Here is a 15,444-nt window from a genome sequence, read left to right as displayed (position 1 = left end):
TCTCCAAGCTAATCGCTCAGTCCCCCCAATCGCGGTGCCACCCACGCCGATCGCGCTGCTTACGCTGCTGGCCCTGCTGCCGATCGCCCTGGCAGCGCAGGAGCCGGCCCCGACTCTCCCCGCCGTCGCCGCGGACACCGTCCGGCAGCCGCTGACCTTTCGCGTGCCGCCGGCCGCCGTCATCGACACGCTGGTGCGCGCTTCGATCCTGCGCGCGCCCTGGGTGGTGCCCGGCAGCCTGACGCCCTGGTCGATGCGCGCGACCTTCGACTCGACGCTGGCAGGGCGGCTGTCGGTCCGCTCCCGGCAGACGGCCACCGAGCGGCTCCTCGCGGTGCTGGACACGCGCGACAGCACCGGCCGGCTCGCCAGCGACCGCGGACTCTTCGGGCTTCGTCGGCAAGTCGCCGACATCACCTTCAATGGCGACCTGCGCCTTGAAGTGGCCACGTCGCGGCAGCGGAACCTCGCCTGCACGCCGTTGCTGCTGCAGGACCCGCTCTCGGGGTGTCGCGGCGGCTTCACGGCGCCGAAGATCGACAACATCCTGAACTTCGAGGCGCGCGGTGCCATCGGTCAGCGCTTCTTCCTCGATTTCAACATCAATACGCAAGCGGACTACGGCAGCAACCAGAACGTCATCCGCGCCTGGTACCAGGGCCTGCCCGACGAAGTGGTGAAGCGGATCGAGGTCGGCACCACGACCTTCCGCGCGCCGCGGTCGCGCTATCTCACCGCCGGGATTCCGGCGAACAACTTCGGCGTCAACGCCACCTTCGAGGTGGGGCCGCTCGAGCTGCAGGCGATCGCCGCGACCCAGAAGGGGAGCAACGTCGCCAACCGCAGCTACGTCATCGGCAGCGAGACGGTGCAACCGCAGGATCGCAAGGCGCGTGACCTCGACTTCGAGGGTGGCCGCTTCTTTTGGACGATCGATCCCCGCACGCTGCCGGGGTGGCCGTCGATCGACATCCTGAACGTCGCCGACCTCCCCGTTCCCCCGTCCGAACGGCCCGTCGAGCTCCGTGTCTATCAGTACGTCCCCACCGCCCTCGGCGAGGGTGGACAGTACGATGGCATCACTGCCACCGGCATCAATGGCAGCGAGCAGGCCGGGCCCTTCCGCTGGAAGCCGCTGGTGGCCGGCAAGGACTTCTGGGCCGATCCGTCTGGGCTCTGGTTCGTGCTCGCGTCGCGCATCGGGCCGAGCGATTTCCTCGCGGTCTCGTACCGCACCGCCAATGGCGGCGTCGTCGGCACCTTCCCGAGTGATGACAATCCGGCGCGCGGCGATCAACTCGTCCTGGTGAGCGCACCCAATCGGACCACGGCTTCGCCAGTCTTCTTCCACGCCATGCGACAGGTCTATCGCGTCGCCGGTGGCGACCTGGTCCGTGCCTCGACCAAGGCGTCGTTGACCGTGTCGCGCTCCGAGCGGCCGATCGGCGGCACGGGGACCTACCTCGCGCTGCTCGGCATGGCGTTTCCGACCGATCAGGCGCTGCTCGACACCGACAATCGCCTCTTCCCGCGACTGCGCGACCCCGGCGCGGATCAGGTGATTCGCGACGTCTTCATGATCTTCCCGAGTGCCCAGCCGTTCGCCGACCCGCGACTCACCACGTCGGAGCGGAACGACTCGCTCTATCGGACGCCCGAGTATCTCCTCTACTCCCAGGGCCCGCCGTCGAAGTTCGAGGTGCGACTGCAGTACGACGCGCGCGGTGGCGAGGATCGCGGCTTCCTGATGCTCGGCGCCGTGCAGCTGCGCGAGGAGAGCGAGGAGCTGACGGTCGACGGCCGCACCCTCGAGCGCGGCGTCGACTACAGCATCGAATATCAGACCGGCAAGGTCTCCTTCCTCAATCCCGATGCGCTCTTCGGGTCGCGGCAGTCCACGGTGACCGCGCGCTTTGAGGAGCGGGCGTTCTTCGCCGTGGCCCCGACGACCATCGCCGGCCTGACCGCCAAGTGGCAGGTCGGTCGCTTCGGCACCGTGGAGGCGCTCGGCCTCTATCAGGCCGAGGCCACCGCCTACAACCGGCCGCCGCTCGGCTTCGAGCCGACCGCCTCGCTGATCGGCGGCGCGGTCGCCGACTTCCGTTTCAACGTTCCCTCGGTGAGCCGGTTCATGAATCGCCTCACGCGGCGGAACGGCACCGCTCCGTCGTCGCTCTCGCTCACCGCCGAACTCGCCTTCTCGCGGCCCGATCCCAATCGGTCGGGCGAGGCCTTCCTCGAGGAGTTCGAGAACGACGGCGCGCGGCAGCTCCTGCTGGGCGAATTGGCCTGGGTGCCCGGGTCGCGACCGAAGAGCGTGGCCGGCCTCGACGGCCTCGGGCTCGGTCAGTCGTTCGACGTCGCCGACGCGGTGCAGATCATCTGGCAGAATCTGATTCCCGACGGCAAGGGCGGCGCGGTCGAGATCGGGCCGCAGGACATCGACACGCTGATCGCGACGACCTCGTCGCGGGTGCGCGCCCTGGAAACGGTGCTCTACATGACGCTGCACGCCGACACGGCGGGTGGCAAGGTCGACTTTTCGAACAAGGCGCATTGGAGCCAGCCGCGCCGGGACTTCCGACCGCGGTGGCGGACGCTGACGACGTCGCTCTCGCCGACGGGGCTCGACATCTCGCGCAACGAGGCGCTGGAGTTCTGGGTGTACGAGGGGGAGACCCGCCCGACGCGGACGTCCGGGATGCGGCTCGTGCTCGACTTCGGCAACGTGAGCGAGGACGGGGTGTCGCTCGCGCCGGAGTCATTCACGGTCAACGGTGCCGACACGACCTTCATCGGGCGCCAGTATGTCGGAGTCGGCAAGCTCAACACCGAGCGCTCACCGTTCGGCTCGTTCAACGCGCGCACCGACGACATCGGCATCCTTGGCGACCGACCCGACACCTTGCGCGGGCCGGGCGGCGAGCTGGTCGAGAAGCTCGCGCTCTGTTCGCAACGGCTCTCCAACGAAGTGGCGGTCTATCCCTGGGGCGACCTCGGCGCGCGCTGCTCGAACGGCAATGGCGGCCTCGATGGCGAGGACCTCGACGACGACCTCGTCCTCGACGCGCTCGGCGCCAACGACAACGTCTATCGCTTCGTCGTCGACCTGGCCGACCCGAAGTACCTGGTCCGCGATCGTGTCGTCACGGACGGCGCGGGCCGTCCGGCGCACTGGACGCTCTACCGGATTCCGCTTCGGACTCCGGACGCGACCATCGGCACGCCCGACCTTCGCCTCGTGAAGCAGCTGCGGATCGGCTTCGTCACGCCGCCCGACCAGGGCCTCTCCGATCCGGTCGTGCGCTTCGGGTTGGCGCGGATGCGCCTCACCGGCGCACCGTGGATCCGCCGCAGCGATCGTCCGGTCGCCAACCTGGCCGGTGCCACCGCCGAGCCGCGCGGCGAGGTGCTGGTCACGTCGATCTCGACCGAGAACATCGAGCTCGGCTACGTGTCGCCGCCGGGCGTGCGCAACGGCCCGAGCACGATCACCGCGAACACCGGATCGACGGTGCAGCAGGTCAACGAAAAGTCGCTGCGGATCATCGCCCGTGACCTGCGCCTCGGCGAGCGTGCCGAGGCGTACACGCGCCTCCCAGCGGGCTCGCAGACGTTGCAGGCGTATCGCGAGTTGCGGGTCTGGTTCCGCGGTCGTGGCCCGGGGTGGGACAACGGCCAGTTGCAGGCCTTCGTGAAGGTCGGCACCGACGCCTCGAACTTCTATCTCTTCCGCGCCTCGGCGCGGACCACGACGTGGGATCCCGAGGCGATCATCGACCTCGAGCGGTGGCGCACGCTGCGGGCCGAACTCGAGCAGCGCGTCCTCAGCAACGAGGCGCCGAGCGGGGCCACCGAGTGCGGTGGCGATCCGACGGCCTACGTGATCTGCGACGGGCCCTATCTGGTGCACATCCGCGACCCCCGGGTCTCGCCACCGAACCTGAGTGCCATTCAGGAGCTCAGCGCGGGCTTCTATCGCACCATCGCAGGCTCGCCGATCACCGAGACGGAACTCTGGGTCGACGACATCCGCATTGCCAAGCCGGTGGCGGAGACCGGCATCGCCGCGGCGCTCGGCGCCCACCTCGAGGCGAGCGACGTGGCGACGATCGATCTGGCCTACACGCACGTGGACGGTCGTTTCCGCCAGATCGGCGAGACGCCGAGCTATCGCACCGTCGGCGGGATGTCGGCCGTGGCGACGCTGCAGCTCGACCGCTTCCTCCCCGCGAGCTTCGGCCTGGCGATTCCGTTCCAGATCAACCACGCCACCGGGCGCGTCGATCCGCAGCTGCTCACCGGCACCGACATTCCGGCCGCGGCGCTTCAGGGGCTGCGCCGTCCGGAGAACAGCTTCACCTCGTGGAACGTGAGCGTGCGGCGGTTGGCGCCCTCCTCGACCTCGCGGATGATGCGCCTCCTGCTCGATCCGCTGGCCTTCTCGGCGGCGCGGACCGGCGCCTCCACCGTGACCGAATTGAGCGACGCCTCGTCGTCGCTCTGGAATGCCTCGCTCGGCTACTTCCTCTCGAGTCCGTCACGCGGTCGGTCACTCGGTCTCGGCGGCCTGACACGGCGGTTGCCCAGGTGGCTGGCCGAGAGTGAGGCCGCGCGGGGGATCGCCAATGGCCGGATTGCGCCGTGGCCGACGTCGGTGCGTTTCGGCTCGACGCTGTCGCGCGCCGTGAGCGACTTCACGTCGTACAGTGTCCCGCTCGAGCGGGCCAGCGACACGCTGCTCCGCCCGGTCACCGCGATCCAGCACCTCTGGCGCAACGATGCCAGCATCGGCTGGCAGCCGATCGGCATGCTGGCGGTCACCGGCAATTGGCAGAGCACGCGCGACCTCCGCCGCTACGCCGACTCGACGTCGCTCGGCCGCCTGGCCGGGGCGTCGCGCCGCGAGTTCGCCGGAATGGATGTCGGCGTCGAGCGCGACCGGGCGATTTCCAGCGTGGTCAACCTGACGCCACGGTTCACCAGCTGGTTGCGGCCGCGACTCGGTACCTCCTCCAGTTTCCTGCTCTCGCGCTCGCTCACGTCGCGCAATCCGGTGCGCGTCCTGGGTGACACCGCCGGGGCGTACATCCTCCCGCAGACCGTCAACAACTCGCGGACCATCGAGCTCGGCCTCTCGGTCGATCCGTCGATGCTCGCCCGCCGTCTCCTCGGCGACAGCAGCCGAGCCTCGCGCTGGTTCGGGCAGTTGCGTCCCATCGAGTTCTCCCGCCGCCGGACCCGGCAGTCGACCTTCGACTTGGCGACCTTCGACCCCGGGCTCGACTACCAGCTCGGGCTCGGCGGCTTCAACGACTTCCTCACCCGCAACGGCACCCGCGCCACCGGGGCACTCGACGCGCTCGAGATCACGGCCACCAGCACGCTGGATTTCCCGATGGGCTTCTCGGCCACGCTGCAGTTTGCGCAGTCGGAAAGCGACCGCTATCAGCGGCTGCAGACGGCCGGCTTCCTGCTGACCTCGGCCCGCACCACCGAGTGGCCGAGCGGTACCTTCACCTTCACGCGCCCGATGTCACGGGGGCCGCTGCTGCTGATCAATGCCAGCACCAACATCCGGAAGCAGACGGCCGACGCGCGGAATCCGCTGCTGGCCGGGGCGGGGAGCACCCGCATCTACACCTCGTCGACCTCGCTCGACCCCAACATCACGCTGACGTTCCGGGGCAGCCTCGTGGTGGTCGGACGGAGCAGCAACGAGAAGGGCATCACCGAATCGAACGGCAACATCACGCGGCAGAACAACCATCGGCACACCGGCCAGGTCGACTGGACCGTGGCGCTGCCGAGCAAGCTGTCGCAGTTGCGCAAGCCGCTGCGCAGCACATTCACGGTGACTCGCCTCAACAATGTCTCCTGCCTTGAGCGGAGCGGCGAGGGGTGCACGCCCTACTCCGACGTTCGCCAGTGGGAGGTGCGCGGCGGCCTGAACACCGACATCCGGGGCAGCATCCAGACAGGCGTCAGCGTCGGGTGGACGCTCAACGACGTCCGCCACCTGCAGCGCAAGAGTTCGAACCTCGCGCTCTCGATCTTTTTCAGCATGCCACTTTCTTCAGCGGACTTCCAATGAGACGCAGCTTCCTGCCCGCGGCGCTCGCCCTGCTCGCCGGTTGTGCCGATGGCAGCGAGGCGCAGCTGGTGAAGGAGTTCGACGGCGCCGCAGCGCTGACGCGCGTCGAACAGCAGCTCGCCTTCGGCCCGCGCATTCCGGGCACGCCGGGACACGCGGCCATGGCGGCCTGGCTCGACTCGCTGGCGCGCGCCGGGGCGGACACGGTGGTGGTGCAACGGTGGTGGCATCGGACGCTCACCGGCGACTCGATCCCACAGGTCAACGTCATCGCCCGCTTCAATCCGGCGGCGACGGAGCGGATCCTCTACGTGGCCCACTGGGACACGCGCCCCCGCACCGACGGTCCCGGGCAGAAGGACACCACGCAGGTGGTGCCCGGCGCCAACGATGGCGGGTCAGGCGTGGCGATTCTGCTCGGGGTGATGGATGCGCTCAAGAAGCAGCGGCCGACGCAGGGCGTCGACCTGCTCTTTGCCGATGGCGAGGACTACGGCCATTTCACCACGCCGCTCGGTCCGGATGTGCTGATCGGGTCGACCTACTTCGCCAAGAACCTGCCGGGGCCCGCGAAGCCGCGCTTCGCCGTCCTCTTCGATATGGTGGGCGACAAGGATCTCCGCCTCCCGATCGAGGGCTTTTCGCAGATCGCCGCCCCCGACATCGTCGACCTGGTCTGGGGGACGGCCGAGAAGATGGGGTACGGCCACATCTTCGTCCGCGAATCCGGGCAGGCGATGACCGATGACCATACGCCGCTGATCGCCGCCGGCATCCGCGCCATCGACGTGATCGACTTCAGCTACCCGCCCTGGCACACCAAGGACGACACCATCGACAAGGTGTCGGCGGCGAGCCTGGGTGCCGTGGGGAACGTCGCGGTCGGAACGATCCGCCGGGCCGAGGCGGGCGGCAAATAGCGCGGCCTGCCGCCGCGTGCGGCGGTACCGCTTGGCGGTAGGGAGGTCCCATGACGGCGCGGGGTACCGGCGAGGCTTGCCAGGTGACCCGCGCCGAACGCCGTTCCCTCCTCACCCTCGGGGTGCTGGCCCTTGGTGGCCATTTTCTCCACGCCGCCCGCGGGGCCGCGAATGGCCCGCCGGGAGCCGTCACCCTCCTCGACCCGGCCGGCGACGGTGACCCGCTCGCCCATCGCGACAGCGCCGTGGCCCTTGCCGCCCCACTCGGCACGGGGGAGCGGGTCGACATCGACCGGGCCGGGGTCGCCGAACTGCAGCGGCTGCCGGGAGTCGGGCCGGCGCTGGCAAAACGGATCGTGGCGGATCGCGAGAGGCGCGGGGCGTTTGGCGGCACGGCCGGACTGGACCGCGTCGCCGGCGTCGGCCCGGCGATGCTCACCAAGCTGGCCCCGCACCTCAGCTTCAGTGCCCGGACGGCCGATGCTGGGGGAGTGGCCACTGCTGCGGGATTCGACCCGAATCGCGCGGGGGTGGCAGAATGGGATGCCTTGCCGGGCATCGGCCCAACTCGAGCGAAGGCAATTGTAGCATTTCGCGACAGCGCGGGCCCATTTCGCCGTCTCGACGACCTCCGACGGGTCCCCGGACTGCCTGCCAGCGTGCTTCGCGGCCTCGCCGCGCACCTCCAACTGCCCTGACCGTGATGCCGGTGGCCGGGTGCCGGGGTTCAAGGCATTGCCTTTGCACTTCCGGAGTGGAATGACTGCACCGACGACTTCCAAGAGCGCTGGCCGCGACGACGGCCCCCAGGCCGCCGAGCGATTGGGGGACCTGCTGGTGTCCCAGGGGCTGATCACCCGGGACCAGCTGAATCACGCCCTTCACGAGCAGCGGACCACGCACCAGCGCCTCGGGTTGATCCTCGTCAAGCAGGGGATGATCCCCGAGCTGGAGCTCACCAAGGTGCTGGCGCGCCAGTACCGGATGCCGGCCGTCGACCTCTCCCATTTCGAGGCCGACCCCCGGGTCCTGCGGCTGATCCCCAGCGACCTGGCGATGAAGCGGATGGTGCTGCCCCTCAAGCGCGAGGGGCGCACCCTCACGGTGGCGGTTGCCGACCCGGCCGACCAGGGGCTCCTCGAGGACCTGAAGTTCATCACGCGGTTCGACCTCTTTCCGGTCCTGGCCGGCGAGCAGACCCTCAAGACGCTGATCGAGAAGCACTTCGAGACCGGCGACGAGCAGCTGCAGACGATCCTCCGCGAGATGGAGGGGATCGGCGAAGACGTCGAGGTGGTGGCCGACGAAGAGGAGGAGGTCACCACCGCACTGCAGGCCGCGGTCGACGACGCGCCGGTGGTCAAGCTGATCAACGGCATCCTCACCGACGCCGTCAAGCGCGGCGCTTCGGACATCCACGTCGAGCCGTTCGAACACGAGATCCGGATCCGGTACCGCATCGACGGCGCGTTGCTCGACGTCATGAAGCCGCCGCTCAAGATGAAGGCGGCGCTCACCAGCCGCATCAAGATTCTTTCGTCGCTGAACATCGCCGAGCGGCGGGTGCCACAGGACGGCCGGCTCAAGCTGAAGATGGGAACCCGGGTCATCGACTTCCGCGTCTCGACGCTGCCGGTGCTCTTCGGCGAGAAGATCGTGATGCGAATCCTGGACAAGGGGAACCTGACGCTGGACCTGACCAAGTTCGGCTTCGAGCCGAAGGCGGAAAAGGACCTGATGCGGGCGATCCTCAATCCGTACGGGATGGTGCTGGTGACCGGGCCGACCGGTTCGGGCAAGACGACGACGCTCTATTCCGCCCTGCAGCGGATCAACACCGTCGAGACCAACATCATGACGGCGGAGGACCCGGTCGAGTACAATCTCCCGGGGATCAACCAGGTGCAGGTGCGCAGCGAGATCGGGCTGACCTTCGCGGTGGCGCTCCGCGCCTTCCTGCGGCAGGACCCGAACATCGTGATGATCGGCGAAATTCGAGACCTCGAGACGGGCGGCATCGCCATCAAGGCGGCGCTCACCGGCCACCTGGTCCTCTCGACGCTGCACACCAACGATGCGCCGAGCACCATCGTCCGGATGATCGACATGGGGATCGAGGCGTTCAACGTCGCCAGCGCGGTCAACCTGGTGGTGGCGCAGCGACTGGTGCGACGCATCTGCAGCAAGTGCAAGGCGACGGTGACCTACACCGACGAGGAGCTGCATGCGCTCGACCCCGATCTCGAGGCGATGCGCAAGCTCCAGTTCTTCCGCGGCACGGGTTGCGAGAACTGCAGTGGCAGCGGCTATCGCGGGCGCGCCGGCCTCTACGAGGTGATGGCGATGACGCCGGCGCTCCGCCGGCTGATCCTGGTGGGCGGCTCCACGGCGGAGCTGCGCGACCTGGCCGTCTCCGAGGGAATGCTGACGCTCCGGATGGACGGCATGAAGAAGCTCGAACGTGGCGTGACCACGCTGGAAGAAATCGTGAAGGAGACTGCCCAATGACCACCCCCGGCACCACGCAGCCCTCGGCTCCCGCCTCGTCGGGCGCCTCCAGTGCGCTGAACCTCCGTGCGCTGCTCGAGGAGGTCATGACGCGCGACGCCTCCGACCTGCACCTCACGGCCGGGGAGCGCCCCAAGCTGCGCGTCGACGGCGAGATCGTCGACGCCTCGGTCGACCACGTCATGTCGCCGAAGGACACGCTCTCCCTGGCCTACTCGGTGCTGACCGAGGCGCAGAAGAAGCGCTTCGAGCAGGAGGACGAGCTCGACTTCTCCTTCGGCATCCAGAACATGGCGCGCTTCCGCGGCAACGTCTTCAAGCAGCGCGGCTGCGTGTCGATGGTGGTCCGGATGATCCCCTTCTCGGTCAAGACCTTCGACGAGCTCAAGCTGCCGCCGGTGACGGCGAAGCTGGCGGAGCGGCCGCGCGGCCTGGTGCTGGTCACCGGCCCGACCGGCTCCGGCAAGAGCACCACCCTCGCCGCGATGATCGACAAGATCAACAAGGAGCGGCGCGGGCACATCATCACCGTCGAAGATCCGATCGAGTTCATCCACAAGCACCAGAAGTGCATCGTCAACCAGCGCGAGGTCGGCACCGACACGCGCTCGTTCGCGTCGGCGCTCAAGTACGCGCTGCGCGAGGACCCGGACGTGATCCTCGTCGGCGAAATGCGCGACCTGGAGACCATCTCCGCCGCGCTGACGATCGCCGAGACGGGCCACCTGGCGCTCGCGACGCTGCACACCAACTCGGCCCCCGAGGCCATCAACCGGATGATCGACGTCTTCCCGAGCAACCAGCAGGCGCAGGTCCGCGCCCAGCTGGCGTTCGTGCTCGAGGGGATCGTGACCCAGACGCTGCTCCCGCGCGCCTCGGGGCGCGGCCGCGTGATGGCCGCCGAGATCATGATCGCGACGCCGGCCATCCGCGCCGTGATCCGCGACGACAAGGTGCACCAGATCTACTCGCTGATGCAGGCGGGCAAGAAGTTCGGCATGCAGACGATGAACGATTCGCTGTACCAGCTCTACATGAGCCGCGAGGTCACCAAGGACGAATGCCTCCGCGTCTCTGCGAACCCGAGCGAGTTCCTGCGCGCCATCGGCGAGACGCCGATGGAAGAGCAGGCCATCGCGGCGATGCGATAACCGGAGATCCCCATGCCCGTCTTTGAATACACCGCGAAGAACGCCACGACCGGCCAGATCATGAAGGGGAGCCTGGACGTCGCCACCCGCGACGACCTGATCGGCCACCTCCGGAAGAACCGGCTGCTGCTGGTCTCCATGCGCGAGGCGCCGAAGGAGATCAAGCTCTCGATGCCCGGGGGCGGGATCGGCACCCGCGACGTCGTCATCTTCACGCGGCAGTTCGCCACGATGATCAACTCCGGCCTGCCGCTGGTGCAGTCGCTGACGATTCTCGCGGCGCAGACCGAGAACCAGAAGCTCAAGGACATCACCCGCGCCGTCGTCTTCGACGTCGAGGCGGGCAACACGCTGGCCGACGCCTTCGCCAAGCACCCGAAGGCGTTCTCGCAGCTGTACGTGAACATGGTCGCCGCCGGCGAGGCGGGCGGTATTCTCGACACCATTCTGCTCCGCCTGGCGACCTTCCTCGAGAAGAACGACAAGCTGATCCGGAAGGTGAAGAGCGCCATGATCTATCCGGGCGTCATTCTCACCGTGGCGGCCGGGGCGATCGCGATCCTGCTGATTTTCGTCATCCCGGTCTTCCAGGAGATGTTCACGTCGGCGGCGATCGAGCTGCCGATGCCGACGCGGATCGTGATCGGCCTCTCGGAATTCCTGCAGGGCTACTGGTGGGCCGTCATCCTCGTGATCGCGGGCCTCGCCGTGGCGTTCAAGAAGTTCTACGAGACCTCGGCCGGCAAGCGCCGCATCGACGGCATCTTCCTCCAGATGCCGGTGCTCGGCGACGTGATCCGGAAGTCGGCGGTGTCGCGCTTCACCCGCACGCTCGGCACCTTGATCTCGTCGGGCGTTTCGATCCTCGACGGCCTCGAGATCACCGCCAAGACGGCCGGCAACACCGTCATCCAGGACGCCATCATGGCGTCGCGCTCCTCGATCGCCGGCGGTGACACGATTGCCGCGCCGCTCGACAAGTCGGGCGTCTTCCCCCCGATGGTGATCTCGATGATCGCCGTCGGCGAACAGACCGGCGGACTCGACGAAATGCTCACCAAGATCGCCGACTTCTACGACGACGAAGTCGACGTCGCCGTCAGCGGCCTGCTGGCCCTGATGGAACCGGTGATGATTCTCTTCCTCGGCGTGGTCGTCGGCGGCATCATCGTCGCGATGTACCTGCCGATCTTCGGGATGATGCAGGCGGTGCAGTAACGGCGGGCCGTCGGCCGTAGGGGCGCGGCCTGCCGCGCCCCGGGGTCGTAAGTCGTAGGTCGTAAGTCATACGTCGTGGGATCTCGGCAGTCGCCGGGGTCCCACGGCATGCGTTTACGACCTACGACCTACGACCTACGACCTACGACCTTACGACCAAGAGCACCCCCCGAGGTCCCACGCGTCATTGTCAACATCCTGTAAGTCCACCTCCCCCGCGCTTCGGATGCTTCGCCACCGCCACTAGCGTACCGGGATGGTTCACACCGCAAGGAACCGGTCGCCCCGACCGACGCTCCTCGGACGACCGCGCCACATCCCCTGCCGAGGACCCTTCCATGAACTTCCCGCCATTGCGGCTTCTGGGTATCGCCGCGGGCACCGTCGCCGTGCTGGCCGGTGCCAAGACGGATCCGATCGATCCAACCTCGGTCGCCGGCACCTACGACACGCAGGTGACGGTCGTCTCGGCCTCGGCAGGCTGCTCACTCCCCGTCGAGAAGAACCCGACGGTGGTGGAGACGAGCAATAACAACACGGTGGTGACGCTCAGGCATGCCGGGACGACCTATGGCGGCGCGCTGCGCCCCGATCTCTCCTTCACGACCCAGACGCGGACGGTCGTCGTGAATGGCGTCAGCTACGCCATGGTCGTGTCGGGCCAGTTTACGAAGGCCGCGCTCGACGCCAAGGTGACGCTCGACTACGGGACGGCGCCTGCGTGTCACGTGGTCGTGCGTTGGGTCGGGCCGAAGCAGGGGTAGATCGTAGGGGCGAGGCCTGCCTCGCCCTCCATCGTGGGATCTCGGTGCGCAACCCGGGGTCCCACGACGTACGTTTACGACATACGACTTACGACCTACGACCTACGACCACGGGCGCGGCAGGCCGCGCCCCTACGGGCCCCCACAGGACATCCCAATGTTCCGCACCTTCCTCACCGCCCTCGTGACCTTTTTCGCCCTCGACATGGTTTGGCTCGGCGTGGTCGCCAAGGGCTTCTATCGCGACAAGATGGGCCACCTCCTCCGGCCCGACGTCCAGTGGGCCCCGGCGATCGTCTTCTACCTGATCTTCGTCGCCGCCCTGGTGGTCTTCGTGGTCCAGCCGGCCCAGGAGAAGCAGTCCCTGCGGCACGCCATCCTCTACGGCGCCTTTTTCGGTCTGGCCACCTACGCCGCCTATGACCTGACCAACCTCGCCCTGGCCAAGGACTTCCCGACGATCGTCGCGGTGGTCGACCTGGCCTGGGGGGCGGCGCTCTCGGCGGCGGTGGCGGCGGTGGCGTACAAGCTGGGGTAGGGGGCGGGGTGGGGGGTGTCATCCTGAGCGAAGCCCGCGGAGCGGCGCAGTCGAAGGACCTCTGTTCGCGCGGCCCGGAAGGAGGTCCTTCGACTCCGCGCCGGCTTTGCCGTCGCTTCGCTCAGGATGACATCCCTGATGTTTCACCGTTCACCGTTGACCCTTCACCACCCCCTTACCCCTCACCCCTCGCCAGCCGACTATTATCCCAAACGCAACGGCGACCCCCCCAACCGCCGCTGCCCTCCTCTTTCCGTGGAACTCCGAAATGAAGGCCATTTCTTCGCTCCTCCTGCTGGTGGTCGCGGCGCTGCCGGCGACTGCGCAGCAGGGCGCGGCGCCACTGTCCGTTGCCGACACCTCGATCTTTGCACCGCTGGTGTTGCCGACGGCCAACGAGTATCGCACCGGCAGCGGTCGCCCCGGTGTGCGTTACTGGCAGAACCGCGCCGACTATGACATCGCCGCGACGCTCGACACCACCGCCAAGAGCATCAAGGCGACGATGTCGCTCCGCTACACCAACAACTCGCCGGACACGCTCACCTACATCTGGCTGCAGACCGAGCAGAATGCCTTCAAGGCGAACTCGCTCAATTCCTACGTCTACCCGCAGGAGTCGCGCTTCGGCGCCCGCGGCTTCGAGGGCGGTTACGTCTTCGACAAGGTGGAGCAAGTCGCGGCAGGCGCGAAGGCCGGTGCCGCGGGCCGTCGGACGGCGGTGCAGACGCGCAATCACGAGACGGTGACCAAGGTCCTCCTCGCCGAGCCGCTGGCGCCGGGGAAGAGCACCACGCTCGACATTGCCTATCACTTCCTGGTGCCGGAGCACGGCGCCGACCGGATGGGCCGCGATGGCCCGCTCTACGAGATTGCGCAGTGGTATCCGCGCGTCGCCGTCTACGATGACGTGCGGGGCTGGAACATCGAGCCCTACCTCGGTCAGGGCGAGTTCTACCTCGACTTCGGCAACTTCAACCTCGCGATCACGCTCCCGGCCGGCTACATCGTCGCCGCGACCGGCGCGTTGCAGAACGCCGCCGCGGTGCTGACGCCGACGCAGATCGCGCGGTTGGCCAAGGCGGCCAAGTCCGACAGCGTGGTGCGGATCATCACCGCGGCCGAACTCGCCAGCGGCGCGGCGCGTCCGCGGACCACGGGGATGATGACCTGGAAGTTCGCCGCGAAGAATGTCCGCGACGCCGTCTGGGCCGCCTCGCCCGAGTATCAGTGGGATGCCAGCAGCTGGAAGGGGATCATGGCCTACGGCTACTATCGCCCGAAGGCCGCCGCCAACTGGTCCGACGCCGCCGACCAGTCGCGGATGTCGATCCAGGAATATTCGGAGCGCTGGTTCCAGTATCCGTGGCCGCACATCTCGGCGATCGAAGGCCCGATCTCCGGCATGGAATACCCGATGATCGCGATGGAGGCGCAGGGCGAGGACGTCTACGACCTCTTCAACGTCGTGACGCACGAGATCGGGCACATGTGGTTCCCGATGATCGTCGCCTCGAACGAGCGGGTCCGGATGTGGCAGGACGAGGGCTTCAACACCTTCATCAACACCTTCGCCGAGGCGCGCCGCTACCCCGAGAAGGGCGACCAGATGGAGCGGGCCAAGCAGGAGCGCGGGATCATCGAACAGGTGATGAAGGCCGGCGTCGACAAGCCGATCGACATCGGGCCGGACCGGATCAATCCGCAGTTCCTGGGGATCGCCGCGTACCTCAAGCCGAGCGTCGGCTTGCAGCAGCTGCGCCAGGAGATCCTCGGCCCCGAGGCGTTCGACGAGGCGTTTCGCGAGTATGTGCGTCGCTGGGCCTACAAGCATCCGACCGCGGCCGACTTCTACCGCAGCATGGAAGACGCCTCGGGCCGCCGCCTCGACTGGTTCTGGCGCGGCTGGTTCATCGAGAACGCGCGCTACGACCAGGCCGTCGAGTCGGTGGTCACTCGGCCGAACGGTGTCACGCAAGTCACCTTCGGCAACCGCGCCCGCGGCGTCCTGCCGATCCGCGCGCGCTTCACCTTCAGCGACAACTCCACGCAGGACCTGGTCTACCCGGCCGAGGTGTGGAGCCTGAACAGCATGCGCTACCTGCGCAGCTTCACCTTCACGGGGAAGACGATCAGCAAGGTCGAGATCGATCCGGAAGGGCGCCTGGTGGATTTTGATCGGAGCAACAATGTGTGGAACGCGGTGAAGCCGTAACAGCGGACATTGTCGCAGTCGGAGGGTCTTGGTGCA

The 15,444-nt window shown here is 67.8% G+C and carries 9 protein-coding genes; all 9 read left to right on the top strand.

Going from position 1 to position 15,444, the window contains the following annotated elements; genetic code table 11:
* The first annotated feature begins 34 nt into the window (after positions 1–34).
* The 9 genes from IPG05_06705 to IPG05_06665 all read left to right on the top strand — a co-directional run bounded on the left by IPG05_06705 (position 35) and on the right by IPG05_06665 (position 15,408).
* Positions 35–6,094, top strand: a complete 6,060-nt coding sequence (locus IPG05_06705) for a hypothetical protein (protein MBK6494778.1) — start codon at positions 35–37, stop codon at positions 6,092–6,094.
* Positions 6,091–7,014: a M28 family peptidase gene (locus IPG05_06700; GenBank protein MBK6494777.1), complete on the top strand. Its 924-nt coding sequence runs from the start codon at positions 6,091–6,093 to the stop codon at positions 7,012–7,014. Before IPG05_06705 ends, IPG05_06700 begins: the two co-directional genes overlap by 4 nt.
* Positions 7,015–7,064: 50 nt before the next feature.
* Entirely contained in the window at positions 7,065–7,712 is a 648-nt protein-coding gene (locus tag IPG05_06695) for a helix-hairpin-helix domain-containing protein (GenBank protein ID MBK6494776.1), read from the top strand.
* Between the two features lie 61 nt (positions 7,713–7,773).
* The gene (gene pilB / locus IPG05_06690) at positions 7,774–9,522 is read left to right on the top strand and encodes a type IV-A pilus assembly ATPase PilB (protein ID MBK6494775.1); all 1,749 of its coding nucleotides are present in this window, start codon (positions 7,774–7,776) and stop codon (positions 9,520–9,522) included.
* Positions 9,519–10,673 (top strand): type IV pilus twitching motility protein PilT, encoded by a 1,155-nt coding sequence (locus tag IPG05_06685; GenBank protein ID MBK6494774.1) that lies wholly within the window; start codon positions 9,519–9,521, stop codon positions 10,671–10,673. Before pilB ends, IPG05_06685 begins: the two co-directional genes overlap by 4 nt.
* A 12-nt stretch (positions 10,674–10,685) precedes the next feature.
* The gene (locus IPG05_06680) at positions 10,686–11,891 is read left to right on the top strand and encodes a type II secretion system F family protein (GenBank protein MBK6494773.1); all 1,206 of its coding nucleotides are present in this window, start codon (positions 10,686–10,688) and stop codon (positions 11,889–11,891) included.
* A 338-nt stretch (positions 11,892–12,229) separates the two neighbouring features.
* The gene (locus tag IPG05_06675; protein ID MBK6494772.1) at positions 12,230–12,655 is read left to right on the top strand and encodes a hypothetical protein; all 426 of its coding nucleotides are present in this window, start codon (positions 12,230–12,232) and stop codon (positions 12,653–12,655) included.
* Positions 12,656–12,812: 157 nt separating this feature from the next.
* Entirely contained in the window at positions 12,813–13,193 is a 381-nt protein-coding gene (locus tag IPG05_06670) for a DUF2177 family protein (GenBank protein MBK6494771.1), read from the top strand.
* A 268-nt stretch (positions 13,194–13,461) separates the two neighbouring features.
* Positions 13,462–15,408 carry a M1 family metallopeptidase gene (locus tag IPG05_06665; GenBank protein ID MBK6494770.1) on the top strand — a complete coding sequence of 649 codons (1,947 nt, stop codon included), beginning with the start codon at positions 13,462–13,464 and terminating at the stop codon, positions 15,406–15,408.
* Positions 15,409–15,444 lie beyond the last annotated feature (36 nt).

It is taken from the genome of Gemmatimonadota bacterium (genome assembly GCA_016704275.1).
Taxonomy (GTDB): domain Bacteria; phylum Gemmatimonadota; class Gemmatimonadetes; order Gemmatimonadales; family GWC2-71-9; genus Palsa-1233.
Note: the sequence above shows the minus strand (reverse complement) of the source record. Positions and strands in the feature narration are given on the sequence as shown.